Here is a 26258-nt window from a genome sequence, read left to right as displayed (position 1 = left end):
GCCAAAATTTAAAAACACGAAGGGCGCGTCTAGCGAAGTCGCCGCGCGCCCTTAACAGTCAACAATTACTTGTTGTCTTTAACTTCTTCAAACTCAGCATCAACAACATCATCGTCTGCTTTCGCTGAACCTTGTTGTGCGCCAGCATCAGCACCAGGACCTGCTTGCTGCGCTTGTGCATTTGCTTGAGCGATTTCCATTAGCTTTTGAGATTTCTCTGCAAGCACTTGAGTTTTTGCATCGATGTCTTCTTTGCTGTCGCCTTTAATCGCTGCTTCAAGTTCAGATAGAGCACCTTCAATTGCAGTTTTGTCATCAGCTGGAAGTGCATCACCTGCTTCTTCAACTTGCTTGCGAGTAGCGTGAACTAAAGCGTCAGCTTGGTTACGTGCACCAACTAACTCTTCGAACTTCTTATCTTCTTCAGCATTTGCTTCAGCGTCACGTACCATTTTCTCTACTTCATCATCGCTTAGACCTGAAGAAGCTTGGATTGTGATCTTCTGCTCTTTACCTGTATCTTTGTCTTTTGCAGATACATGTAAGATACCATCCGCGTCAACGTCAAAAGTAACTTCGATTTGAGGTGCGCCACGCTGAGCTGGGCGAATACCTTCTAGGTTAAATTGACCAAGAGACTTGTTATCAGTTGAACGCTTACGCTCACCTTGTAACACATGAATTGTTACTGCTGACTGGTTATCTTCAGCTGTAGAGAATACCTGTGACTTCTTCGTTGGAATAGTCGTGTTCTTCTCGATTAGCGCAGTCATTACTTGACCCATCGTCTCGATACCTAGAGATAGTGGGATAACGTCAAGTAGAAGAACGTCTTTTACGTCGCCAGAAAGAACACCACCTTGAACCGCCGCACCAAGTGCTACTGCTTCATCAGGGTTTACATCTTTACGCGCTTCTTTACCGAAGAATTCAGCAACTTTTGACTGAACTAGTGGCATACGTGTTTGACCACCAACAAGGATGATGTCATTAACGTCACTTACAGATAGGTCTGCATCAGCTAGTGCACGCTTTAGCGGCTCGATAGACTGAGTGACTAGATCTTCAACTAGTGATTCAAGCTTTGCACGCGTTAGTTTCACGTTCATGTGCTTAGGACCAGTTGCATCAGCCGTTACATAAGGAAGGTTAACTTCAGTTTGCTGTGCTGATGAAAGCTCAATCTTAGCCTTTTCAGCAGCTTCTTTAACACGCTGCATTGCAAGCGGATCAACTTTAAGGTCGATGCCCTGCTCTTTCTTAAACTCTTCAACAAGATAGTTGATAACACGGTTATCAAAATCTTCACCACCCAGGTGCGTGTCACCGTTTGTTGCAAGTACTTCAAACGTGTGCTCACCATCTACTTCGTCAATCTCGATGATTGAGATATCGAATGTACCACCACCCAGGTCGTATACAGCAACAACATTGTCGCCTTGCTTTTTATCCATACCGTAAGCTAGTGCAGCAGCAGTTGGCTCGTTGATGATACGTTTAACATCAAGACCAGCAATACGACCAGCATCTTTAGTTGCTTGACGCTGTGAATCGTTGAAGTATGCAGGTACTGTGATTACAGCTTCTGTTACTTCTTCACCTAGGAAGTCTTCAGCAGTTTTCTTCATTTTCTTAAGAACTTCTGCAGAAATTTGTGGTGCTGCGCGCTTTTCACCGCGTACTTCAACCCATGCATCACCATTGTCTGCTTTAACAATGTTAAAAGGCATGATGCTAATGTCACGTTGTACTTCTTCATCTTCGAAGCGACGACCGATTAGTCGCTTGATTGCGTATAGCGTGTTTGTTGGGTTAGTAACTGCCTGACGCTTTGCCGGTTGACCTACTAGCGTTTCGCCTTCTTCTGTAAATGCAATAATCGACGGGGTAGTACGATCGCCTTCAGCGTTTTCGATAACGCGCGTGTTCTCACCATCCAATACTGCTACACAAGAGTTAGTAGTACCTAAATCGATTCCAATAATTTTACCCATGTGAATCTTCTCCGACCTCAAAAAATTCGTTGTTCTGTTAGATGATTTGATAGATAAGGGCGGCAAATCCTATTTCAAGCTAAAACAAGAAAAAAATTTCATTTTTTTTCAATTTTTTTTATTTTTAGGATGAACAGGGCAAAAAGCAGGCAAAAAATCTGTATTTATCTGTTTAGAGTATATATTCTAACCCAAAAATAACGAGGTATGGATTTACGATGGATTTTGAAACTCTCTTTTCTTCTTTTGAGCTTAATGCACAGCCATGTACAGGCAGCGTTCCTATTACTTGGAGTCAAGGACGAACTGTTTTTGGTGGGCTTAGTGCAGCATTAATGCTCAAACATATGTATGTACAATTAAACGACCCAAGTAGAAAGCTACTTTCATATAGCTGCAACTTTGTTGCCCCGCTAATTGCAGCACAGCCATTTAGTATTAGCACTCATATTTTAAGAAATGGAAAAAACGTCACTCAAATTGAATCTCGTATCGAGCAAAAAGGTGCTACTTGTTTAGTGTCGCTTGCTTGTTTTGGTACCCAAAGAAGCTCTAAAGTTCAAGTCAGCTCATCTTGCCAACCAAGCATACTCAACCAGCAAATCCAACCACAGCAAACCATTAACTATATCGAAGGTGTTTTTCCCGCGTTTATCCAACATGTGGATCTCAATATTCAATCAGGTGCCTTGCCATTTAGCGGTGCAAATTCAACTGAACTGCACGGCTGGATGAAATTCAAACACTCCCCTCAAAACACCTGCCCTGAACTATATATACTGGCTCTTGCAGATGCTTGGCCTCCAACGTTATTGCAACTATGCGATAAACCCTCTCCGGCAAGCTCTGTGTCTTGGTATATTGAATTTCTACAACCGATGAAAATAGAAGAGCTTAATTGGCTGGGCTATGAAGCTATTACCCATATGGCCAATAATGGTTATGGTATTGAAGATGCCAAAATTTTCTCAAGAACAGGTGAGCTACTGGCACTAAGTCGGCAGACAGTCGCTGTATTTGATAGTTGATATTATTGAATTGCTGGAACACAATAAGGTATAAATATTTTTTATTGTGTTTCTGATTGTGATAACTGCTTGCCAACATTGTGATTATTTAGTGTCTATCGCACATATGGACAAGCACCAGAGGGCCATATGCCCGCACTGTGGTAATACACTAGCTAACTGTAAAATTGACTATAACCAAAGCATTAATGCATTTGGATTGTCATCAATATTATTTCTTCTGGTTAGCTTACACCCCCATTTTATTTCCTACGCACAGCATGGGCTCAAACAATCAATTAGTCTTATCGAGGCGATTTCTTTACTTGCCACTCATTTTAGTGCGCTCCTTGCGGGGTTATTAGCATTCACTATTTTAGTTATGCCGTTAGCAGCGCTCATACTCATTATGTTCGCCCACTCACCTTTTTGGCGTCATTTAAATCCTCAACATGCACGAATTATTGTAAGAGCTTTGATGCTGCTTAAACCGCTCAATCTGGCAGATATATTTCTTGTTGCTGTCTTAATTAGCGCATTTAAATTGACAGAGTTTGCTGAGATAGATGTCGGTCTTGGCTTCTGGTCGTACATTCTATTTGTATTATGTTTTATAGAAACACTGTCACTGCTCAGTAAAGAGCAATTATGGGAAAGAGAGCAAATTACTTACTGCCCAGACGAAAGTACATGTGCTCCAAGAGCTCAGCAACAGGCTTTAAAAAAGTGCCATGTATGTGGACAGCTTAGTAACGAACATCGCTGCCCACGATGTACAACGAAACTCAAATTTCGCAAATCTAACTCTTTAGAAAAAAGCGCAGCTTGGATGATAACCGCCATGATTTTGTTAATCCCAGCTCTAGCTTTACCAATCATGGACACAATTAATTTAGGCTTACATACCAAAGCCACTATATATAGTGGCGTTGAAGTAATGTGGCATGCAGGCTCCTACCCTGTCGCTATTCTAATTTTTGCAGCCAGCATTTGTATTCCTATTATAAAGGGCGTTGCTTTGTTCTACTTAATATACCAAGTCAAGGTTTGCTCTCAGCCCAAACTAGCAAGCAAACTATATAGAGCGTTGGAATTTATGGGTAAATGGTCCATGATCGATGTATTCGTCGTTATTCTTTTAGTCTCTCTTGTACAGCTTGGTACGGTCTTAAGCGTTGAACCTCAATCAGGTATTGTGTTTTTCACAGCTATGGTATTATGTCAGATAATTTCAGTTAATCATTTCGACCCTCGACTACTTTGGGATAATTTAAATAAAAATGAATAAAAAAGCTTATATTGAATCCAAGCCAAAGTTTTCTGTTATTTGGATTGTTCCTGTGATTGCAATCATCATCACTGGCTGGATGCTTTATCAACACCAAGCGAATAAAGGACATACGATTTTTCTTAAAATGGAAAACGCCGATGGCCTTATTGCTGGCAAAACCGAAATAAAAGTAAGAAGCGTACAGGTTGGGTTAGTTGAGTCACTGAAATTACAAATTGATCAAAATGCCGTTATCGCAACTGTTCGAATCTTCAAGGATTACGACACTCTTTTAACCGAAGATACGAAATTTTGGACTGTCAAACCACGTGTCGATGAGTCTGGCATATCGGGGTTAAATACACTCCTTTCAGGTGCATACATAGAATTACTGCCTGGCGAAAGCCAAAATACCGCAACCCTCTTTACCATGCAAAATCAGCCAGCTCTCATTGCCCCAGACATAGAGGGGGTCAGATATAAGTTAAAAGCAGCAAATGCGGAAGTACTGGATGTAGGCACTGGTATTTTTTTCAGAAACTACAAAATAGGACAAGTCGAAACAGCCAGTTTCAATGAAAAAACGTTAGAGATGGATTATGGTATTTTCATAAATTCTCCTTATAACGAACTGATTTCGAAAAATGCTATATTTTGGGTAAATTCTGGCGTTGAAGTTGATTTATCTACTGAAGGTATCAAAGTATCAACTGGATCTCTGTCAAAACTCATCAAAGGCGGGATTTCTGTTGACTACCCGCCAAATACCGAGGCAGACACAATTGCAGAGCAAAGCACACAGTATAAACTACATAAAAACTTCGCCGTAGCATTGGAACGACGGTTTGACCTATTTGATTTATATCTTGTGGAGTTTGAACAATCAATCAAAGGTCTAAAACCGGGGGCACCGGTAGAATACAGAGGCATGCGCATAGGTACTGTTGAGCAAGTACCAGCTCAACTGGTAAGAAATGGCCAACCTCTTTACTTTCAACAAGATAACACATCAATCCCTGTATTAATTAAGGTTGAATACGGCAGGATTTATGAAGTAGACGAACAAGCTAAAAAGTACTGGCAATCAAATATAGAAAAATGGATTAAAAATGGACTTAGAGCATCATTAAAAAGTGGTAATTTGTTAACAGGTGCGGTATATATAGAGCTAGACTTCTATAATGCGGCTAAGCCAGAAGCAATCGCAAAACACTTGGTATACCCTGTATTGCCAAGCGTACCTAGCGGGTTTACGGCGCTTTCTGAGCAAGTTATGGCACTGCTTAATAAGCTTAATAATTTACCGATAGATGACACGCTCAACGAAGCACATGAAACGCTCACAGCTTACAAACAATTAGGCAATGAAACAGAGCGTTTGATTAAAAATTTAAACAACAAAAAAGTATCAGAAAAAGTGGACAAAAACTTAACTCAATTACAAGGCACGTTGACTCAATTAACTTCAAGCTTAAAACAGTTTGAAAAAACATTATCAACTTACCAACAAGGTTCCAGTGTTATGGACCAACTCACAGATACACTGAGTGAATTGGAAAGTTTATCAAACACACTAAAACCTGTGACCAAAGGCTTGAACGAACAGCCTAATATGCTTATTTTTGATAAAAGTACCACAGAAGACCCAGTACCGAGGAAGCGTTAATGAGATTAGCTATACACGCTTGTTTGTTATCTTTATTTTTGGTTGGGTGCAGTAACAACAGCACCAGTCATCAGTATTATAAATTTTCTGAGCAGCATCAAAATGCGGCTTCAAACCATGAGTTTAACAACCAAGTTGTTTACCTAGAGGACGTTACTATCCTAGGGGTCGCTAATCAACAAGCCATCGTGCAATACACTCAACCAAATGTGGTCAACATCGCTAGTTTCCATTTTTGGGCAGAACACCCAGAAATCATGTTAACCCAGTTGACACAAAACTATTTAAGTAAGCAAGGCTTTACGGTTGTACCTCGAAGTTTAGCTGGTGATATAGATACAAAACAATACAGCGTAAAACTCGTGATTAATGACTTCGCTGGTCACTATGAAAAAGGTGCCGTTTTAAACGGAAGCTGGTATTTATATCAATTAAAACGTGGAGCTAGCCATTTAGTTCACAGTAAACGATTTGCCATAGACAATGCGCTCAAAGCAGATGGCTTCAATGCGCTAATAACGGCACATCAAACCAATTGGGAAGTATTACTACAAGACATTGAAGCGGTACTCGCACTAAGACTTAATCAAAATAATGAGTAAATAGATAGTCAGCTTTATCTGTAGTCTGTACGTATATTTTTCCTATTTGATTAAACCCCAATTTATTTAGAAGTTTCTGACTGGCTGTATTGTGACTCCCTGTTATGGCATGCAACTGAGTGAGATTAAAATATTGCTTTGCGAAAGCCAGCAGTTGCTCACACACTTCTAGTGCATACCCCTGCCCAGTGTATTCATCTAAAAAAGCATAGCCCAAGTCTGGATGTTGGAGATACGGCCTTTGGTAGAAGCCTGCAATACCGATTGCTTCACCCGACTTTAAACAAATAATGTAAGGCGCACAGCTTTCCAATTCATACTTCATCAAAAAAGACTGAGTAATATACTCCACCGCACTTTGATGATCTTTTACTTGTCTATCTCCTATATGTTCAATAAAGCTTTGCTGGTTAAGCAGCCGTAAAATAAAACTCACATCGTTGACGTTGGCTTCTCTAATTTCACATCGTAAAGAAGCAGTAGTGACTCCATCTATCATAGCTAAGACCGATTTTTAATTATGTAAAAGGCAGTGTATTTAAACACTGCCTTTAATATTTGCTTTCTAATTATTAAAAGCTCAACGAGATATCAGCTTATTTAAAAGTGACATCTTGATAGAGTGCTTCCATAGAACTAATCTTTTTTTGATTCGGCATATCTGCAAAAGGCTCATCTGCAAACTTGTAACCTCGCAACTGAATATTCAAACGAGGCGCAGCCTCATTCAAAAGAGTACTTTTGTAATAAGACTGAATATCCTCCTTTGAAACATTCTCAGCCGCCTTAATTAACTGTGCTTTCGAGTCAAAGCTTAAAGTGTTTTTATACCAATCCGAAATAATTGGCTCTGCTTCGTCAGAAAGGTTTTTTGGCTCTTCATTTAAATTGGCAAGCGCAGACGCTTTAATTTGATTAAACTCATCGTCAGTTAACTTCTCTAACTTTTCAGCATACTCTATTTTGAATGCATCAAAGCGAGCTTGCATTGATTGCACACCTTTTACAGGTGTTTGTATAAATAATCCCATTGCAGAGCGCTCATCAATACTGGTTGCAAATGCACCAACAGCATAGGCCAATTGCTCTTCTGTTCTTAGAGTATTAAACAGAGATTGCCTTAAATGAGATTGCAAAATTAAAGCAGCTGCCTTTTGCGCATAGCCCGGCTGCGGGTGTACGGCCACATCAACGATGGCTACATCAGCAACATCAACGTCTTTTTGAACTACAAGGGTCTCATTTAACTTAGGTTGCCAAAACCCAGCTCGCATATATGCTTGCTGACGCGTTTCGCTACCTGTAACAGTCTCAATACGAGACACAACCTTCAAAATATCCTCTTTATCGTAGTTTCCATAACCAAAAACTCGAATTAGGTTATCGTCCAATAAATTAGCCTGTACTTGTTGAAAATCCTTTGTCGTAATACTTTTTGCAGTAGTGATTAGGCTGTCAGTATCAAAGCTGCCCTCTCTTACTGTCTGCTTATAAACATCAAATGCCTGATAATAAGGAATTTGCTTACCTTTGTTTTGAAGGCCTCTCACATATCGATCAATTGCCTGTTCTAGCTGCTTTTGATTAGGTGTAATTGCAAACCCTTGAAGCGCCTCATCAAGAAGCGTGGCTTGTTTATCTGTAAAACCTGACACAGATAACACTATGCCAGTAGAGCTAGTTACATTTAAACTCATACCCGCTACGTGTGCCTCAGTGATTAATTTAGCTTTTTCAATTTGATACAGATCAGCCCATAAACTCGAAACAACACGGGCTTTGATATCATGGATAGGTAAACTGCTGTTTAAGAAAATTTCAAGCTTACCTTTTGGCTGATGACTAAAACGGTCACTTGATTTTAACCAAGCATGTACACGTTGCCCTTGATATACTTGCTCAACGCCTGCCGATTGAGCACGCTTTATATCAAAGTTTTCAGGCAGTAGCTTGTTAACACTAGGTAATGCTAAAGCAAACTGACTTTTCTTCTCCCAAGACGCAATTTCTGCCTCAGTTATTTGCTCTACTTTATATTCACCATCATAGAAGTGTAGTTTACTGTCGACCGGTTCATCTTTGCTGATATACCAAATACGCATGTTATTAGGAACAAGTTGCTCAAGTACCTTATTCACAGCTCTCGGGTCAAACTTGGCGTAGTGATAACTGGCATTCACTGCATGAGTTAATGGGTAATCCTGCATATTGGCAGTTAATGAACTTACATAAGAAAACTCATCGCTTTTTTCCAAAAATCTAAACTGATTACTCAGAGAAGTTTTTATTTCATTAAAATATTTACTATCGACACCCTGCTCTTTTATCAAATTAATATATTGCATCACTGTTGCAACAATCTCTTCTCGTTGCTGCATGCCGTGATCGGTCAATTGGATATCAATATTAAGCACACCATAGTTCCCATAATGGTTTGGTGAAGCATATGCAGTCAAAGAAGATATGAGCCCCTGCTCTTTTAATACTTGAGCTGGACTGCCTTGCATTTCATTGCTGAGCAAATAGCTGATAAAGTAATTAGGCTTAACCGCAAAATCAGACAGGTTGTTCTCAATGATAAACTCGACGTTTAGCGACTTCACATCTTTATTCGGCTTATAGTGAATGCGCTTCTTTCCGACGCTCTCAAAGTTCAGCGATGTAGATACTGTGGGCTCAGATATCTCTTTGTTCTTAATTGAACTAAAATGCTGAACCGCTTTTTTTTCCATTTCAGCAATTGACTCATTAGACACCATGGCCAATTTCATGATATTCGCAGAGTAATACTTATCATAAAATGCAACGGTCTCTTGATGTAAGTTGCTGTCTGGTTTATCACCCAAAGTTTCTAGGTTACCGATTAAAAATCGGTTCGAAGGATGGTCACCTAATAATTGACGTGCTAATTTGAACTGGCCAAAAAAATCCATTTCACGACGCATAGACCACTCAGCATTGACCGCATTCTTTTCCTTTTCTGTATATTCAGGATAAAGCTTTGGAGATTTGAAAAAGTCAGAGAACCGCTCAAGCGCTTCATCAAATGCATTGTTGTTAATTTTCACCATATAATTGGTCACATCTAACCAAGTATACGCATTGTGAGTACCACCGTTTTTTTGAACAAATGCGGCGTATTCATCGGGATCAGGAAATTTATCAGTGCCAAGAAACAGCATATGTTCTAAATAATGTGCCATCCCCTGCTGAGACATGGGATCATGTAGCAAGCCTACCCCAACACTCAAAGCGGCTGCTGATTTCTCAGCGCTCGGATCTGAAACCAACGCAACTTCTATCCCATTTTCAAGTGTGAGTGTTTTATACTCTCTATCGTCATTAGGGCTGACCACCAACTGCTGTGCAATAAGTTGAATTGAAGATTGTGTCGTATTCGTCGCTGAACAAGCTGTCAAAATACCGAGAGAAATAGCACCTATTGCCAATAATTTTTTCATAAAATTTCCAGTTTAAAGCATCTACATTCCGGGTTAGGTTATTAACACGTATTTGCTTATCGTATTAAACATATATCTATATACTGATATTAAAGTTCTGCCCGTACAAGTACAAGCCTAGAAAAAATGTAACTGTTTGTTAAATATAAACAAGCGCAATAGCTACCTTCTCTAATCCAATACTGTTTGAAAAACTAACAAACATACCGCCGGGGTGAAAAACAAACTCAAAAGTTAATTTTTATGATCAAAAGTGTTTTTTTTACTTTAAAAACGCTCTACACTGCATGCAAAACGCACAGCAACCACACTGACGCAACAAGGTAAGTTTTTAAAAATACAGGGGCAAAATTATGAATGAAGAGCAAATTTGTGACTTTGGCTTACACGCGGGAGAGCCATATAATAAGTTACCCGCTTGCTTTTTAAACTGGATGGTTGAAACCAAGCATGAAAAGCAAGATTTGGCTAAAAATGAGCTTAATAGACGAGAAGAAGCCGTACTCAATTCTCGTAACACTCAAAGCCAAACAACTTTGTAATGCCATTTTTGTGTAATTGCTTTAAACTACGCGCATAAATAAGTTCAGATTTTTAAAATAATTTATGCGCATAATTATTTCTTTATTTTTACTCTCTTTTTTGGCTGGCTGTCAACTTCTCACAGCAAGTAACAATGTAAGATATTTAACGGTTTTGCACACCAATGATAACCATGGTCGCTTCTGGCATAACGAAAGTGGTGAATATGGTATGGCGGCTCGAAAAACACTTATCGATCAACTAAGAAATGAAGCTGAAAAAAGTGGTCACAGTGTGGTGTTACTATCTGGTGGTGACATCAATACGGGCGTCCCTGAATCAGATTTACAAATTGCAGAACCTGATTTTAAAGGCATGAGTATCATTGGTTATGATGCAATGGCAATTGGTAACCACGAATTTGACAACCCACTCAGTGTGCTTGATAAACAAATTGCCTGGTCCAACTTCCCGCTTTTGTCTGCCAACATCATAGACAAAAAAACTCAGCAACCCGCCTATCAAACTTATACCGTTATCAACAAAGGTCAACTTAAAATAGCCGTTGTTGGGTTAACAACAGTAGACACCGCTAAAATTGCTAATCCTCAATATATCGGTCACCTTGATTTCATTACGCCAGCAAAAGCAACACAACCCTTAGTTGATATGATCAAAACTAAGTATCAACCAGATGTGGTCGTTGCGGTGACGCACATGGGTCACTACCATGACGCAAATCATGGTATTAATGCACCCGGTGATGTCACATTAGCAAGAAGCTTGAAGCCAAATACACTCGACATGATCATCGGTGGCCATTCGCAAGAGCCAATCTGTGTTGACAAAAATGGGGAGCCAGATGCGACATTTTCCGCAGGGAAAGCATGCTGGCCCGATAAGCAAAATGGTACCTGGATCATGCAAGCTCATGAGTGGGGTAAATATGTTGGTAAAGCGGTCTTTAAAATCGAAGAAAGTAGAAAAACACTCATCAGTTATGAGCTAGTTCCTGTTAATTTAAAAAATGAACAAGGCGACTTTATTGCTGATGAAATTAAAAAAGACAAATCACTCTATGAATTTTTATTGCCTTATCAACAAAAAGGCGCTGAAAAACTTGCCGGGGCAGTAGGTTCTATAAACGCATTCCTTGACGGCAGTAGAGATCTTGTCAGATTTGAGCAAAGCAAACTCGCTGATTTAATTATCAATGCACAAACGGAAGCGGTTGGTGCAGACTTTGGCATTATCAGTGGTGGTGGCATACGCGCAAGCATGAACGCTGGCGACGTTAATTATAAAGACATTTTAACAGTCCATCCTTTTAAAAATCGCGTTGCTTATATCGACTGGCAGGGCCCTGAGTTAATCGAATATTTATCTATCGTGGGCAGTTTCCCACCTGACGCGGGGGCTTACCTTCAATACCATAAAATCGATTTTAGTATAGTAAACTCAAAAGCTGTCATTAAATCTATTAATGGCAAAAAATTTGATATTAATGCGACCTATAGAATGAGTATTAATAGCTATAATGCTGCTGGAGGAGATGGCTATCCAATACTCACTGAAAAGAAAGGCTTTCAAAATACAGATAGTACAGATGCTCAAGTATTAAGAGCATATATAGAAAAATACTCTCCAATAGACGTCAACACGCTATAAAACCATTTAAATTCAGGCATACGGTTTAGCGCCGTATGCTTGTTATTTACTTTCCTAGTATATCTATATCATTGTCCACGATGTTTGTAAGTGCATAACTGTGCAACTTAGAACGAGATCCCTCACCATGCGCTTTTGGAGGGTAGTACTTTGCTTTTAAATCAGGTGTGCTTACGAGCAATTCATCGAGTGCAGCCCGGATCTCGCTCAACGTTTTCTCTAAGCTATTAGAAAAGTTCGGCCTTTTTCTAATCGTATGACCCAATGATATCAGTCGGTGAAAATATTTATCTGCTAAATCGAGTAATTCATCCGGCAGCTCTTTATTTTGATTCAAAGATGCGTCAGGGTAAGCTCTGCAATATTCCAATAAAGCGAGATAAAAACATAAGGGTTTATTCGCTAACTGTACTTTGGTTTCTTTGTCAGAGGTTAACTGCAAAGTTTTCGAATATAAATCTATTTGCAATATCACTTTTTTTGGTATTACCGGTTTTATATTATCGCGAACCTGAATCTTATGTTTTCTTCTAGAGACATTTTTTAGTAGCGCAAAATTCAATATGGCAAATACCAGAGGAAAAATCAGTAAAAAATTATTTTGCTCCGTATTTAGTTTAAAAAGCATGTAGGTTCTATTTCCGGGCGCATTTAAATGTTCAACACTCAGGCCTTCAGATGGCAATAAAGGCGTATTCGAAATTGACATCAACTTAACCCGACTATTTTGCTCTTTTAAACTTTGATTAATATCACTTATATAGCTGGCCAACGCTTCTGGATCACCAGAGTAATTTAGCATAGGATCAGCTAATGGCAGGCGATGTTTATCCAGAGAAACCCTCAGTTTAACTTCTTGTAGGTCATGATAAATAACATCGTCGATTGTCGACTTTGACATCACGATAAAAATGATTAAAAAGAACATTAGATAAGACGTAAATGTGGCGAGTTTCTTTAGCTTTTTCATTCATTTTCTCCCAAAAACTCATAGGGAAAGACGCTACACTGCCAGTACTGTTTGATGCTATCGAAATAACTTGAGCCAGTATCCTTCATAACTTGATGTAAAAGGCCCTGCAGGGAGCAGGCCAATTCGGTGTTATCATTCACCATCTTTAAATACCATTTACTCCCACTTATATTACTTCCCGTTGGCGTAATATAGTTTTTTGAAAAATACGCTTCATCTTCCTCATTCCAGTAGGTAGCAATGATGTCTAACTCACCTGATGACAGCTTCTCTCTCAAAATTTCATGAGAAGTAACATACTGTATGTCCAAAGCATCAATATCAATATCCAACGATTTAAAAGTCTGTTTAGGCAATATATGCCCTGAGCGACTAGTCGGATAATCTAACAGTCCTATTTTCTTGTCCAAGAAATAAGCTTTTTCTAGCTTAGGCTTTTCTCGATTAGAAATAAAAAATGCGGTGTATTCAGGGTAACCAATCACAGAGCGGTAGCTATATGTAGACTCCGCCATTAATGCTTTCATGACATTATCCTTTGACAGTGTCAAATCAGCTAAACCTTTGGCAATAAAATCAATTTGCTCAGCTAAGTTCCCGCTCCAATAGATATTCACTAACCCATATTGCTTGGCTAACACCGGATCCGAACACAATTTAGGTGCCAGCGTATCCGCAAGCTTTTTTACCGGTACATGCACATTAAATGATTGACTATTCGACACTGAACGAGTTTGACATTGAATGTGCTTTTCCAACAGGTTTGGTAATACAACAACAGATGGGCTATTTAACTGCTTTGCGAGGTAAAAACATGCCAAAACAGACAGAAACAAAACTGTAACAATGGTTGTATTATTGCTTAATTTGAGATTGTATTTCACATCAACTAGATTCTTTTATTCCTTACAAGCTTATTAGATCAACTTTCTTTACTTATTGCAATAGGTAATTTTACCAATCAAAAGTAAGTCATTGAATTTACTACTTTATTAACAAGAAATTATGAATTCTATTGACTCCTTTTTTTTTCCTTAAAAAACCGGACAATTGACCGCATTGGAATACAAGGTCTTTATCTGATTTACATTTTGTAGAGTGAATGATGTTTAGAAGTTCAATTACAGTTTTAGCACTAAGTACTTGCCTTATGAGCAGCTCTGCCTTTGCTTGGGGCCAAAATGGACATCGAGTGATCGGTGAACTTGCGCAAAACAATCTCAGCCATACCGCTATGTCCCAAGTGCAACTCCTTTTAGGTGATGACTCCTTGGCCGAAGTATCTACATGGCCAGATGAAATGCGTTCAAGCCCGAGCCCTTTCTGGAAAAAACAATCCGGTAAATGGCACTACATCAATATTGATGACCCTTCACAAATGCATCGCTACGACAATGGCTCTATTGAACATAAACATGAAGTAAAACACATTCTTGACGGTATTAACTATGCTGTTAACGTTTTAAAGAGCACTTCCTCTACACATGAAGACAAACAGTTTGCGCTAAAGTTCCTCGTTCATTTAGTGGGTGACGCGCACCAGCCTTTTCACGCAGGAAGAGCCGAAGACCTTGGCGGAAACAAGATAGAAGTAGAATTTTTTGGAAAGTCGACTAACCTTCATAAAGTTTTCGACACGGAGCTAGTGGAACATCAAAAGCTATCTTACACAGAATTTACTCGCTCAGTAACAACCTCGAATAAACAATTAATTGCTAATTATTTAAACAGTTCACCTGCTGATTGGTTATTAGAATCGAATAAAATCGCTGAAGAAATATATAAGAGCAATGAAACTGAAATAAGTTGGAGTTATATATATAAATACACGCCAACTATAAAACAACGCCTTCAACAAGGCGGTTATAGATTAGCGGGTTTACTAAACCAAATTTTTGACACTCAATCAAAGCCTTTAATTAATGCGCTTGCTACAAATAAAAGTTTTGAGAAATGATATTTAAACTAACTACTAAACCTAATAACACGGGAAACAACATAATGAAAACGCAACTACGCAAAACGGCACTTTCTCTAGCGGTTATCGCTGGCCTTGGTGCTAGTGGTGCTGCTAGCGCGAACTCTTTAACAGCAACTATCAAAGGTACGGTCGTAGGACCAAAAGGAAACCCTGATACGTCGTCTGTTGTCACTATCATTCACGAACCTACAGGTTCGAAGAAAACTTTTTCTCCTAATGAAAGTGGTGTGTTCAATGCGTCTGGTTTGCGCGTAGGTGGTCCTTACACTGTCGTGATCGACTCTCAAAAACACAGAGACAAAACGCTAACAGATTTATTCCTAACACTAGGTAAGACATCTGCTTTAGATATCGAACTTAACTCTGATGTTGAAACAATCACAATCACAGGTTCTTCTCGTCATTCAATTATCAATGCATCTAAAGACACTATCGGTAGTGTATATGGTGCTGCTGATATTGAACGTGCGCCTTCATTTGACCGTGACCTAAAAGACATTGTTCGCCAAAACCCGCTTGTAAACATCTCTGATGATTCTCGTGGTGAAATGTCAGTGGCGGGTGTAAACCCTCGCTTCAACAGCATCTCTATTGATGGTGTTAAACAAAATGATGACTTCGGTCTAAACGACAACGGTTACCCGACTAACGGCTCTCCAATTTCTCTTCTTGCTATTGACCAAGTTTCTGTTGATATCACACCATTTAATGCAAAAGCGTCAGGCTTTACAGGTGCATCAGTAAACGCAGTTACTAAGTCTGGTACCAACGAGCTTTCTGGTGAATTCTTCTACGAATATGAAGATGACTCTCTAGCTGGCACACCAAAGCGTGAAGATGGTACAGACGTTGATTTACAATACGAGCGCAAAACCTTTGGTGCAGCATTGGGCGGTAAAATCATCGAAGACAAACTGTTCTTCTTTGTTGCTTATGAAGAGTCAACAACACCATATGTTACTGAATGGGGCGTGCAAGGTTCTGGTGCAGCAAACGAGCTTGACTGGTTAACTAACGCGGATATTGAAAAAGTTCAAAGCGTAGCAAGCAGTAAATATGGTGTGAACACAGGTGATGTACCTAGCGGCTTGAACGATGATAGTGAAAAGCTATTGCTAAAACTTGATTGGAACATCAACGATTATCACCGTGCAGCATTCACATACCAAGATTCAACGGACAACTCAATTACGCCGCAGAATACGCGCAGTAGCCGTTTCTCTTTATTGAGTAACTGGTATGATAAAAAAGGTGAAATTACCTCATACGCCGCACAATTCTATTCAGATTGGACTGATGAGTTCTCAACTCAGGTTAAAGTGTCGTACAAAGACACTAAGACTGATCAAGCCCCTTTCTCTGATGCGCTAAACGATGCTAAAGTAGCTCAAGTCCGTATTGACTTTGACGACAATAGACTTTACTTCGGTACAGATCCATACCGTCACGCAAACAAACTAGAAAATACAACGACCACCATTGACGTTGAGGGTGAATACCTGTTTGACTACCACACACTAAGCTTTGGTATTGGTGTTGAAAAGATTGACGTATTCAACCAGTTCGTACCTTTCTCTCGCGGCGACTGGACCTTTGACTCTTTAGCAGACTTCGAAGCAGGTAAGGCAAGCCGAGTTTCATACTCAAATGCACACACAGGCAACCCGAACGACGCTGCGGCAGATTTCGAAGTACAAAACCTACACATGTTTGTGGAAGATCGTTGGGACATTCGTGACGACCTATGGATCAATGCAGGTGTTCGTTACGAGCGTATTTCAACATCAGGTCTAATCCGTGAAAATAGCACTTTCACTGGATTATATGGCTTTTCAAACACTAACAGTTTAGATGGTAAAGACATCATTCTACCTCGTCTAGGTTTTAACTGGACAGCAGCTGAAGACCTAACAATCAGTGGTGGTGTTGGTCGCTACTACGGTGGTACACCAAATGTTTGGATTTCTAACTCATATTCAAACGATGGTCAAATCAATGTACGTGCAGACACCAGTCTTGTTGACCTGGAAGCCACGAGTGAGAACGATAATAGATTTACCCAGCCTCCTGTAGGTGCAACGCTGGCTGAAGGTGATGGCGACGTTAATTTAATCGACCCTAATTTCGAGCTACCTTCAGAGTGGCGTTACGGTATTACAGCAAACTACTCAGCGGATTTCTCTAGCATTGGCCTTGGTGATAACTGGGACCTTGAAGCAAGCTTCATGTATGTAAAAGAGAAAGATGCTGTCCGTTGGCACGAACTATACCGTGAGACACAAGAAGTGGTAGTCGGTCCTGATGGCCGTAATATCTACGTAGGTACAGACGAGCGCGACCGTGCTGATATCATGCTAACAAATGGTGACGGTGGTACACGTAAGACATTTACTTTCAGTCTTGCAAAAGCATTTGAAAATGGCTTGTATGTGAATGCTTCTTACGCAAATCAAGACGCATCATCTCTGGTTGGCGGTACGTCTTCTACTGCAAACTCAAACTATGAGAAATACAACACAGCTGACAGAAACAACCCTGTCGTTGGCCGCAGCCGTTATGAAATTGAACATAGCTTCAAGCTAAATGTGTCGTATTCTACTGAGCTATTTGCAGGCTACAAGTCTACTTTCTCACTACAAGGTGAACGTAGCTCTGGCAGACCTTATAGCTGGATATTTGCAAACGGCTTCGATACGTTCGGTGGCCAAAACAACTTCGACGACGGTGAATTCCTAGCTTATATCCCTACAGGTGCTGATGATACTAAAGTAAGATATGCTGACGGCTATAGCTATGAGCAATTAAAAGCTGTCATTGACGAAAATGGTTTAGGTGGTCATGCTGGCGGTATTGTTGACCGTAATACAGTAACTGGTCCGTGGACAACGCGTTTAGACTTTAAATTTACGCAAGAAATCCCTGGCTTCATGGAAGGTCACAAAGGGTCGGTCTATTTCTCAGTTAAGAATCTACTTAACCTAATCGACAGCAGTGCAGGTAAAGTCTACAGAACAGACTTCTTCAACAATCGTGAACTAGTCGGTGTTGAATATGACCAACCAACTAACCAGTACGTTTATAGCGAAGGGTATGAAGACGAAGCTCCTACAACATTTGACGCAGAGCGTTCTTCATGGCGTATCAAGTTAGGTGTTAACTACAAATTCTAATATCTAACTTAAACATGTAATTAGATGTCAAAGGCCAGTTTAATACTGGCCTTTTTTATTTCTTTGTCTTTCACTGAGTGATCACTTGACCTACAACACCAGCTAAACTTATTGTTCAATTCACACAACAGAAACACTTTAGGAATATAATATTTATGAAGTCAGGTGTTTAAAAAGATATAAATACAGCTATGTTTTTTTGAAAAGGATAAGTTCAAATGAAACTAAAAACACGACTATTCAGTGTCATCATGTTAGGCAGTATTACTGCCACTCCTACCTACGCAACTCAACAAGAAGCAGCCACAGCCAGTGCCGGTGAGCAAATTTTAGATCTGGCTAAAGACCAATTACTCTCGGGTGTCGGGTCACTCCTGTTCAATCGCTTTTTTGGTTCTGGTGGGCCAAATTACGTCATGTTAAGCGAAGCAAGTTTACAGGCAATTCAGGAGCGCGTAAGAGCTGAAATTATTCGCGATGCTGAGTTTGAATTCATTTCAGAGTTTAACGCTTTAGAATCATCCATGGAGCACTATTCAGATACTGCCAGATATGGTCGCCCTGATCTTGCTTTACTGAGTAGCTTACTGGTTAAGTCAGAAGATGTGATTAATCATAGAGCGCTCAATGCTCGCTATAATAATGACTTTTATTATATGGCAGATACCTATGCCCTAGCAGCATCCGTGACAGTCGCTATCTACACCGAACGCTATTTACAGGGTTACGTGTCTAAAAGTGTCGTTTCAACCAAAGCACATAACCTTGCCAATATACTCGACACTATGCTTAGGCAGAAAAAAACTGCCGATTTACCTTTACGTGAGCAATGTGAATCACCAGATCCCTACGGCCAAGTTGTAGAATACAAATGCTCTTTAAGAGATCCGCATGGCAATACACTCGCGTCTTATGTTATCGAGCCTCAATATCCAGATGATGAAATCTACTGGGAAAACTTAAAAAGAGCCAAAGAAGCGGAGTATAGAAAAACTAAATTTGATGGTATTCAAGTGGTCATAAACAAACTGCGCGGCTTATAACCTTAAGGGGGATTGGCGTATATATCTATCAATACGGCAATCCTTTTCTAGGCTTTATCAACGCTTTGCGATAGTTTTTCAATCAGCATTTTTAATGTACTTTTCTCACTGTCTGAAAAATTAGATAATAAACTTTGCTCCCACTCTTGTGCTTTGGGTGTTAACTGTTTAAATAACGATACACCTTCATCTGTGCATGCAATTACTGTGGCTCGCTTATCCTCAGGGTGCTTGGTGAGTGTCAAAATTTGCTTCTCTTCTAATTGCTTAATAGCGCGTGACACCGTGGATTTATCCATATTAGCTAGCTCACAAATTTGCTTTGCTGTTGCAAATTCAATATTGATCACATGTGACAAGACGCGCCATTGAGCCTGCGTTAGTCCTGCTTCTTGACTGTATACTTGCGCAAAATCATTACTTACCTTTGTAGATAGTGCAACCAGTTGGTAAGGCAAAAATTGACTAATATCTAAAATCACTGATTTACTCACGGTGCAAAGCGCCTCTCTATTTTGTAATTATTAATTTACAGTACATCTTTCTCAGGATGTTTGCAATTACTCTCACATGAGAGTATCTTACAGAAAACATCAATGGAGTCTACGTAAAATGAGTACAGAATTCGACTATTTGACAGGATTTGGTAACGAATTTGAAACCGAAGCCCTACCAGGTGCGTTACCAGTAGGTCAGTTTTCACCACAAAAAGTGAAATACGACCTATACGCTGAGCAATACAATACAACCGCATTTACTGCCCCTCGCGCTGAAAACCGCAGAAATTGGTTCTATCGTATTCGCCCTTCAGTTGTACAAGGCGAATACCAGCCAATGGACAATGGTCTAGTGAGAACAGGCCCTATCACTGAGGTACCAACACCACCGTCAATGTTACGTTGGAACCCAGTGGCAGTACCAGCTGAAACAACAGACTTCATTGATGGCCTTATTACAATGGCTGCTAACGGCAGTGCCAATGGTCAAGTCGGCATCGGTATTCACGTATACGTCGCAAATGCTTCAATGGAAGGCCGATACTTTTACAACGCAGACGGTGAGTTGCTATTTGTTCCTCAACAAGGCGAACTCGTACTGCACACTGAATGTGGCAAGCTTGCAATTAAACCTGGAGAAATTGCAGTTATTCCACGAGGTCTTAAATTCCGCGTAGAACTTATCAGTGAACAAGTACGTGGTTATATTTGCGAAAACTATGGCCACCCTTATATCTTACCTGAGCGTGGACCGGTTGGCGCAAATGGGTATACCAACGAACGTGACTTCCAATACCCTGTCGCTGCTTTTGAAGACCTTGAAGGTGACTTTGAGCTAGTTGCTAAGTTTAACGGTAACCTATTCCGCTGTGATATCGGACATTCTCCGCTGGATGTTGTTGCATGGACAGGTAACAGCGCCCCTTATAAATATGACCTTTCTCGCTTTAATGTGATGAATACGGTTAGCTTTGACCACCCAGATCCGTCAATCTTTACTGTTTTAACCTCTCCTTCTAGCGAAGAAGGTGTAGCGAATGTTGATTTTGTTATCTTCCCACCTCGTTGGATGGTCGCAGAGAATACATTCCGCCCACCATATTATCACCGTAACATTATGAGTGAATTTATGGGGCTTATTGAAGGCGTATATGATGCAAAAGAGCATGGTTTCGTTCCAGGCGGTATGAGCTTACATAACTGTATGTCTCCGCATGGCCCTGAAGCAGATGTATTTGAAAAAGCCTCAAATGCAGAGCTTGAACCTCAGCGCTATGAGAATACTTTGGCATTTATGTTCGAGTCACGCTATGTTATTTCTCCGACGAAATATGCATTAGAAGGCAAAGAGCGTCAGCCAAACTATTCAGATTGCTGGAAAGGCATTAAAAAGTACTATAAAGGTGCATAATAGAAAAACTTGCCCTAACAAACGCATTTATACTGGCCACTCACTTGTGGCCTTTGTCGTGAATAAGGATTAAAAATGAAACTATACACTTACTTCCGTTCATCTGCGGCTTATCGCGTCCGCATCGCGCTTAACTTAAAAGGCATTGAGCACCAGCTTGAAGGGGTTAACCTTCTTAAATCTGAACAGCAGCAAGCACCTTACACAGATAAAAACCCACAGGGCCTTTTACCTGCAATGGAAACTGAGCAAGGGACTTTGGCACAGTCTTTGGCTATCCTAGAATGGTTAGAAGAAACACACCCAGATACGCCCCTTTTACCGTCTGATCCTTGGCAAAAAGCACAGGTTCGTAATTTCAGTTACGCCATAGCATGTGATATCCACCCTATTGACAACTTGCGCGTACTTAAATATTTAAGCGGTGAGTTAGGCGTTACTGATGAGCAAAAAACAACATGGTATCAACACTGGATTATCGAAGGGTTTAAAAAGTTAGAACCCACATTAGGCGAAGGCCCGTTCTGCTTCGGCGAGCAGCCAACGCTGGCAGATCTTTGCTTGGTTCCACAGGTCTTCAATGCACTACGCTTCAAAGTGGACATGACGCAATTCCCGAAGATTGCAGCAGTTTACGCTCACTGTAATACATTGGAAGCGTTTATTAAGGCAGCACCCGAGAATCAACCGGATGCAGCTTAACTAGAGTTCTGGTCGTGGGGTGTTACTTTAATGCCCCATGAACTTGGTCAATATGAGCGAGCAAGTCGTGGCCTAAATCTGTCAAATATCCTCCATCAGGCCTATCAATTACCCCTTTTGCAAATAACCGCTCCGCTGCAGCTAATATGCTTTGATCCGCACTACTATGTATTTTGAGGCCTTGGTGTAAACTACTCCTTGGAAATTTTGCCAATAGTTCTAGTTCCGCCATTAACTGAGTGTCAAATGCCATACTTCCCCCTATTACAATCAAGCTACCATTCGGGCATGACTTGTGCTTACATTTAAATATAATCGGTCAGACGGTGTTGCCGCTGACAATCCTTTTGAACAGCCGTTACCATTACTAAATTAATACCGTAACATTAGTGCCGATAAACGTACTTCGACCTAATAAACATTAGCCCAGACTATGAGTAATGCCATGTATAAGATCAATTTTTTATCATTTTTAATACTTTTTTTATGTTGCTTGCCGGTATATGCAAAAGTAAATTCACCTCGGGTATTTATTGACTCACCACAGCGCGTTTGCTGGTTCAATTCATCTCAATACAGTGAAGGCGCATTAATCAAACAGTTTGATAAACTTTATGTATGTAGCCATAAATATGCCAACCAACCGGATAGCCAGCTCGTTTGGTTGCAGCTTGACAAAGATGGGATACCTAAAAGGCTGGATCTCAGAGGTAAGATAAGAGTACACTAGCGCGTCGCGAATTTTAGGTTTAAACATGAGTACACAGCAACCAAATAACCCTCTTCATGGTGTAAAACTGCAAGATATAGTGGAAAAACTTGAAGCTGAACTTGGCTGGGAAGAAATGGCGCAACACGTTAATGTAAACTGCTTCAAAAAAGATCCATCGGTTAAGTCTAGCTTAAAATTTTTACGCAAAACCCCATGGGCCAGAGAAAAAGTCGAGCAACTTTATCTAGACACTTTCCACAGCTTTTCGTGGCCAACTAGCCCTCAGTCTAAATAAGTGCAAGTGAGTAAGAGGTAACTACCTCTTACTCCATGACTTTACCGCTTTGTAACTGCTCATAACTCGATATGATTTTCTTAACAACATGGGGAGATAGTCTTTTATTACAGGCAAAGTAAAGTTCAGTATCTAAATTGTGTAAAGTTAAAACTGGCTCCAATAACTCGCTCAATGGTTCATGTTGACGTTTAAACTCAAACTGGTTGTCACTTAAAATAACCAAATCGACAAATTTTCGCCTCGTTTCAAGTAACTCAAATACGCGATCAAATGAATTTATCAGTACTAGGTTATACCCTTCAATAAACCCATTTTTAACCAAAAATTGGTGACTGTAGTTATCTTTAATCACCGCAACCTTATACTGTTTCGTATCTTCAATTGATTCTAGGGAGATTTGTGACGACTTTAGCGCATAAAAAGATGTAGTGAACTTACTAATGGGGAAAATCCAATTAAACTTTTCACCCCGTATCTCATTTTTAGCCATTGAGAAAATACAAGTATTATCATCTCGTGCAGCGGTATTATATGCTGTCGTCCAACTTTCAACTGAAATACGATAGTTTATCTCAGAATTATCCAGGACAGATTTTACCTTGTCTACCGCACTACCAACCAACTCTCCCTCACCATTTAAGTATTGGAATTTTGGAAAATTTTCGGTCACGATATTAAGCGTATAATTAGCCTGAGCGACCGCTACGAATAAAAGGAAATAGCATCCAAGCACCCACCGATACAACTCATCTCTCCAATCAGACTAGGTTTATGTCTATAAACTATAGGTAAGAAATACAACTCTGTGAAATTTGCAGAGGATATATGTGAATACACTCACAACCTGGAGTATAAAGTAGGAAAAAAGGGGGCTTCCCCCCTTAATCAGACGTGTTATGCTTTGTTCATCGCATCAATTAAGAATGCAGAGATTTTAGCCCCTTCACGTAAAGTCGTTTCTGAACTTGACTGCCCAGCTAAAGAACTGTCTGTAAACGGTGCAATTTCCATCATGTCAGCACCTGTAATTGGAAACTCTTTTGCAAGTGCTTTCAAGATTGTCAACGCTTCCTCTGGCGTCAAACCACCCGTCTCTGGTGTACCTGTAGCCGCAGCAAACTCTTCGTCAAGCGCATCGATATCAAAACTCACGTAAAGTTCATCTACCTTGTCAGCTTTAAGTTGTTCAATGACACCGGCAACAATTGCATCTGCACCTTGCTCGCGAATTTCATGCGCCCAGTGTTGCTTAACACCAAACGTGCCTTCCCAATGTTCTTTCGCTTTACCACTTGAGCGTATGCCGAACTGAATCAAGTGATGTGGAGCAGGTAAGAACTCAAGAATGTGGGTACACCATGAACCAAAGCACAGATCAATACCTAATCTTTCTACCAGTAAGTCTGTATGTGCGTCAAAGTGAATAATTGCAGTGCGTTTCCCCTGCTCTCTTTTAGCTTTCAAATATGCTTTTGTCAGCGGGTAACTGATAGAGTGGTCACCACCAATACCAAACACGCCTTTTTCAGGGTAGTGCTTGTAAAATCCGTCGCAAACGTCTTCAGTAATTGAAAGCGGTGCGACAAAGTAATCACTATTTTCGTCCTGATAAAGCGCTTTTTGACAGTTTGAGATAGTGCCTTCATTTAAATACTTATCATGAAGTAAATGAGGTATCACACGCACATCACCGAGATCAAACGCAGAAGTTTGTGGTTGCTGTTCTATTAAAGTACTTCTTAAAAAGAGTGGCCCCCAATTTGCACCGCGCAAAATACCACCGCCACAGTCTGAGCTGATACCCAAAATCGCTGCTTTATGCTCGCTATCATCGATATTCTGTAACGACTCTTTCCAAAGCGCTTCAACACCTTCAGTTTGACCATATAGCTTTTGTCTAAGTGCGTCTTTACGCTCCTTAGCTGTGTTTACAGTAAAAACACCATCACCTGGTGGGCACAAACAATTTTCTAGTTTTTCAAGGTATTGTGATTTGCTGTTGCTCATAGCGTGCTCCTCAATAATTTGCATAATCATGCTAAATTAACTCTACTTCAAAAACGTAATCCGCTATTGAATTCGACCCAAATATAATCAAATGTCATCTCAAGAACTGCAAAGCCATTTAAACTAAACTTATTTAAATTCAAAGATATGTACAATTAATAAATTGAGCTGAGAGAAAATTACAATAAGAATAACGCTGATATAACATGGCAGAAATATAAGTCAACCACTGAGAGAGAAATGCGTTTCTCTTACAGCGGCTGAATATTCACAGAACCTGTCTAGTTATTCGTACCCTCTAGGTTTTTTGGTTTTAATAATCGCAATGTAGCCGTGCCAACTCGCATAGGATAACAATGGCATTATAATGATAAATCCAGCTGCGCCAGTCAAAAATCCAATGAGCACCAGCGTAACAATCGTCAATCCCCAGACAATCATCGCAGGCACATTGGTGCCCACAGCGTGAATAGACGACACGACTGCTGTCATGATATCAACACGGCGTTCCATCATGATTTGCGGCGTAAATGCCGAAATAGCAAAGACAGCCATCATGAGCACACCCCCTACTATGGAACCCAAAGCTAAAAAAGCAGAGAGTTGCTCAAAATTAGGGTTGGGTACATTTGGATATAGCGCATGTATCAAGGCAGCTAACCGCATCCATACAATCATAATGACCATCAATAAAATAGCAAAGCCCCACTCACCCGCAGGGTTTCGAAACATAGACTTCAGGCTGTGTATTAATGTTGGTTTGTGTCCTTTCTCTAACTCCCATGCAACATCGTACAACCCAGCAGCAAACGCTGGACCAATAAGCGCGAAGGCGACTGACGCCGGTAATATCACTAAATGCGTGCCAGACTGAAAGACAAGCCACATAATAAAAGCAGGGATAATGCTAAAAACTAAACCATAAACGAGACTGAGAATAGGCGCTCTAACAATATCTTTGCAAGCTAACGACAGCCAGTGAAATGGTGCTAGAGCGGCGATCTGATTGCTCTCCAAACACCGTGCGAACTCCGGATTTTTATCTACTGAGTGAGATGTTGGCATAAAATTGTCCTCTCTACATTGCTATATTAAGGTTTAGATTAGCGAGGCCCAACATGCAAGCATTGCAATAGTTCATATAAGTATTTATTGATCAAATCGATATTATCTGGTCGTAAGTAACAAGTTTACCTTTATTGAAACCAAGCTCGCCTTTAAAGTGAGCAATTGGTTAACTTGAATGAACGTAGCGGACATGTGTCCTGTACTTA

Annotated in this window: 23 protein-coding genes; 13 read left to right on the top strand and 10 right to left on the bottom strand. The window is 40.2% G+C overall.

All coding sequences use genetic code 11. From position 1 onward, the window contains the following. Positions 1–65: 65 nt before the first annotated feature. On the bottom strand, positions 66–1994 hold the full coding sequence (dnaK, locus tag JF50_RS15315) for a molecular chaperone DnaK (protein ID WP_039610308.1): 1929 nt from the start codon (positions 1992–1994) through the stop codon (positions 66–68). A gap of 218 nt (positions 1995–2212) precedes the next feature. On the opposite strand from dnaK, the gene JF50_RS15310 reads away from it, so the two are divergent. The 4 genes from JF50_RS15310 to JF50_RS15295 are packed head-to-tail and all read left to right on the top strand — an operon-like array spanning position 2213 to position 6539. After that, on the top strand, positions 2213–3022 hold the full coding sequence (locus JF50_RS15310) for a thioesterase family protein (protein ID WP_039610307.1): 810 nt from the start codon (positions 2213–2215) through the stop codon (positions 3020–3022). Positions 3023–3068: 46 nt separating this feature from the next. After that, the gene (locus JF50_RS15305) at positions 3069–4289 is read left to right on the top strand and encodes a PqiA/YebS family transporter subunit (protein WP_327077599.1); all 1221 of its coding nucleotides are present in this window, start codon (positions 3069–3071) and stop codon (positions 4287–4289) included. Then, the gene (pqiB, locus tag JF50_RS15300; protein WP_039610306.1) at positions 4282–5937 is read left to right on the top strand and encodes an intermembrane transport protein PqiB; all 1656 of its coding nucleotides are present in this window, start codon (positions 4282–4284) and stop codon (positions 5935–5937) included. Before JF50_RS15305 ends, pqiB begins: the two co-directional genes overlap by 8 nt. After that, a complete protein-coding gene (locus JF50_RS15295; protein ID WP_052262349.1) occupies positions 5937–6539 on the top strand; it encodes a PqiC family protein in 603 nt (200 codons plus the stop codon). Before pqiB ends, JF50_RS15295 begins: the two co-directional genes overlap by 1 nt. Here the strand turns inward: JF50_RS15295 and JF50_RS15290 are convergent. Both JF50_RS15290 and JF50_RS15285 read right to left on the bottom strand, forming a co-directional pair. After that, positions 6520–7038: a GNAT family N-acetyltransferase gene (locus JF50_RS15290; protein WP_052262348.1), complete on the bottom strand. Its 519-nt coding sequence runs from the start codon at positions 7036–7038 to the stop codon at positions 6520–6522. The genes JF50_RS15295 and JF50_RS15290 overlap by 20 nt on opposite strands. Positions 7039–7135: 97 nt before the next feature. Further along, positions 7136–10000 carry an insulinase family protein gene (locus JF50_RS15285; RefSeq protein ID WP_039610305.1) on the bottom strand — a complete coding sequence of 955 codons (2865 nt, stop codon included), beginning with the start codon at positions 9998–10000 and terminating at the stop codon, positions 7136–7138. Positions 10001–10353: 353 nt separating this feature from the next. Here JF50_RS15285 and JF50_RS15280 point away from each other — a divergent pair, with 353 nt between their 5' ends. Continuing rightward, on the top strand, positions 10354–10542 hold the full coding sequence (locus JF50_RS15280) for a hypothetical protein (protein ID WP_039610304.1): 189 nt from the start codon (positions 10354–10356) through the stop codon (positions 10540–10542). Positions 10543–10606: 64 nt separating this feature from the next. Then, a complete protein-coding gene (gene ushA, locus JF50_RS15275; protein WP_039610303.1) occupies positions 10607–12190 on the top strand; it encodes a bifunctional UDP-sugar hydrolase/5'-nucleotidase UshA in 1584 nt (527 codons plus the stop codon). 46 nt (positions 12191–12236) lie between these two features. Here the strand turns inward: ushA and JF50_RS15270 are convergent, their stop codons facing one another. Both JF50_RS15270 and JF50_RS15265 read right to left on the bottom strand, forming a co-directional pair. Next, a complete protein-coding gene (locus tag JF50_RS15270; RefSeq protein ID WP_039610302.1) occupies positions 12237–13160 on the bottom strand; it encodes a hypothetical protein in 924 nt (307 codons plus the stop codon). Further along, a complete protein-coding gene (locus JF50_RS15265) occupies positions 13157–14047 on the bottom strand; it encodes a hypothetical protein (protein ID WP_235423454.1) in 891 nt (296 codons plus the stop codon). The genes JF50_RS15270 and JF50_RS15265 overlap by 4 nt, the downstream gene beginning before the upstream one ends. A 221-nt stretch (positions 14048–14268) precedes the next feature. Here JF50_RS15265 and JF50_RS15260 point away from each other — a divergent pair, with 221 nt between their 5' ends. The 3 genes from JF50_RS15260 (at position 14269) to JF50_RS15250 (ending at position 19357) form a co-directional block, all read left to right on the top strand. Continuing rightward, positions 14269–15120, top strand: coding sequence for a S1/P1 nuclease (locus tag JF50_RS15260; protein WP_039610301.1), 852 nt, complete (start codon positions 14269–14271; stop codon positions 15118–15120). Positions 15121–15164: 44 nt separating this feature from the next. After that, positions 15165–18314, top strand: a complete 3150-nt coding sequence (locus JF50_RS15255) for a TonB-dependent receptor (protein ID WP_039610300.1) — start codon at positions 15165–15167, stop codon at positions 18312–18314. Positions 18315–18532: 218 nt separating this feature from the next. Then, positions 18533–19357, top strand: a complete 825-nt coding sequence (locus JF50_RS15250; protein WP_039610299.1) for a hypothetical protein — start codon at positions 18533–18535, stop codon at positions 19355–19357. A gap of 47 nt (positions 19358–19404) precedes the next feature. Here JF50_RS15250 and JF50_RS15245 read toward each other — a convergent pair whose 3' ends face one another. Beyond that, complete coding sequence (locus JF50_RS15245; RefSeq protein WP_039610298.1) at positions 19405–19851, bottom strand: MarR family winged helix-turn-helix transcriptional regulator; 447 nt, start codon at positions 19849–19851, stop codon at positions 19405–19407. Between the two features lie 118 nt (positions 19852–19969). Between JF50_RS15245 and hmgA the strand changes: the two genes are divergently transcribed. Further along, positions 19970–21265 carry a homogentisate 1,2-dioxygenase gene (hmgA, locus tag JF50_RS15240; RefSeq protein WP_039610297.1) on the top strand — a complete coding sequence of 432 codons (1296 nt, stop codon included), beginning with the start codon at positions 19970–19972 and terminating at the stop codon, positions 21263–21265. 75 nt (positions 21266–21340) lie between these two features. Next, a complete protein-coding gene (maiA, locus tag JF50_RS15235; protein WP_039610296.1) occupies positions 21341–21967 on the top strand; it encodes a maleylacetoacetate isomerase in 627 nt (208 codons plus the stop codon). A 22-nt stretch (positions 21968–21989) separates the two neighbouring features. Here the strand turns inward: maiA and JF50_RS15230 are convergent, their stop codons facing one another. Beyond that, positions 21990–22220: a TIGR02647 family protein gene (locus JF50_RS15230; RefSeq protein WP_039610295.1), complete on the bottom strand. Its 231-nt coding sequence runs from the start codon at positions 22218–22220 to the stop codon at positions 21990–21992. Between the two features lie 180 nt (positions 22221–22400). On the opposite strand from JF50_RS15230, the gene JF50_RS27900 reads away from it, so the two are divergent. Next, on the top strand, positions 22401–22697 hold the full coding sequence (locus tag JF50_RS27900; RefSeq protein ID WP_080760259.1) for a DUF1496 domain-containing protein: 297 nt from the start codon (positions 22401–22403) through the stop codon (positions 22695–22697). 25 nt (positions 22698–22722) lie between these two features. Next, a complete protein-coding gene (locus JF50_RS15225; RefSeq protein WP_039610294.1) occupies positions 22723–22974 on the top strand; it encodes a VF530 family DNA-binding protein in 252 nt (83 codons plus the stop codon). A gap of 28 nt (positions 22975–23002) precedes the next feature. On the opposite strand, the gene JF50_RS15220 is transcribed toward JF50_RS15225, so the two are convergent. The 3 genes from JF50_RS15220 to JF50_RS15210 all read right to left on the bottom strand — a co-directional run bounded on the left by JF50_RS15220 (position 23003) and on the right by JF50_RS15210 (position 26049). Beyond that, positions 23003–23647 (bottom strand): transporter substrate-binding domain-containing protein, encoded by a 645-nt coding sequence (locus JF50_RS15220; protein WP_235423453.1) that lies wholly within the window; start codon positions 23645–23647, stop codon positions 23003–23005. A 224-nt stretch (positions 23648–23871) separates the two neighbouring features. After that, complete coding sequence (locus tag JF50_RS15215; protein ID WP_039610293.1) at positions 23872–24984, bottom strand: arginase family protein; 1113 nt, start codon at positions 24982–24984, stop codon at positions 23872–23874. Positions 24985–25269: 285 nt separating this feature from the next. Next, the gene (locus JF50_RS15210; RefSeq protein ID WP_039610292.1) at positions 25270–26049 is read right to left on the bottom strand and encodes a DUF2189 domain-containing protein; all 780 of its coding nucleotides are present in this window, start codon (positions 26047–26049) and stop codon (positions 25270–25272) included. Positions 26050–26258: the final 209 nt, after the last annotated feature.

Source organism: Pseudoalteromonas luteoviolacea (assembly GCF_000814765.1).
GTDB classification, from domain to species: Bacteria; Pseudomonadota; Gammaproteobacteria; order Enterobacterales; family Alteromonadaceae; genus Pseudoalteromonas; species Pseudoalteromonas luteoviolacea_H.
This window is presented reverse-complemented; position numbering and strand designations above follow the sequence as displayed.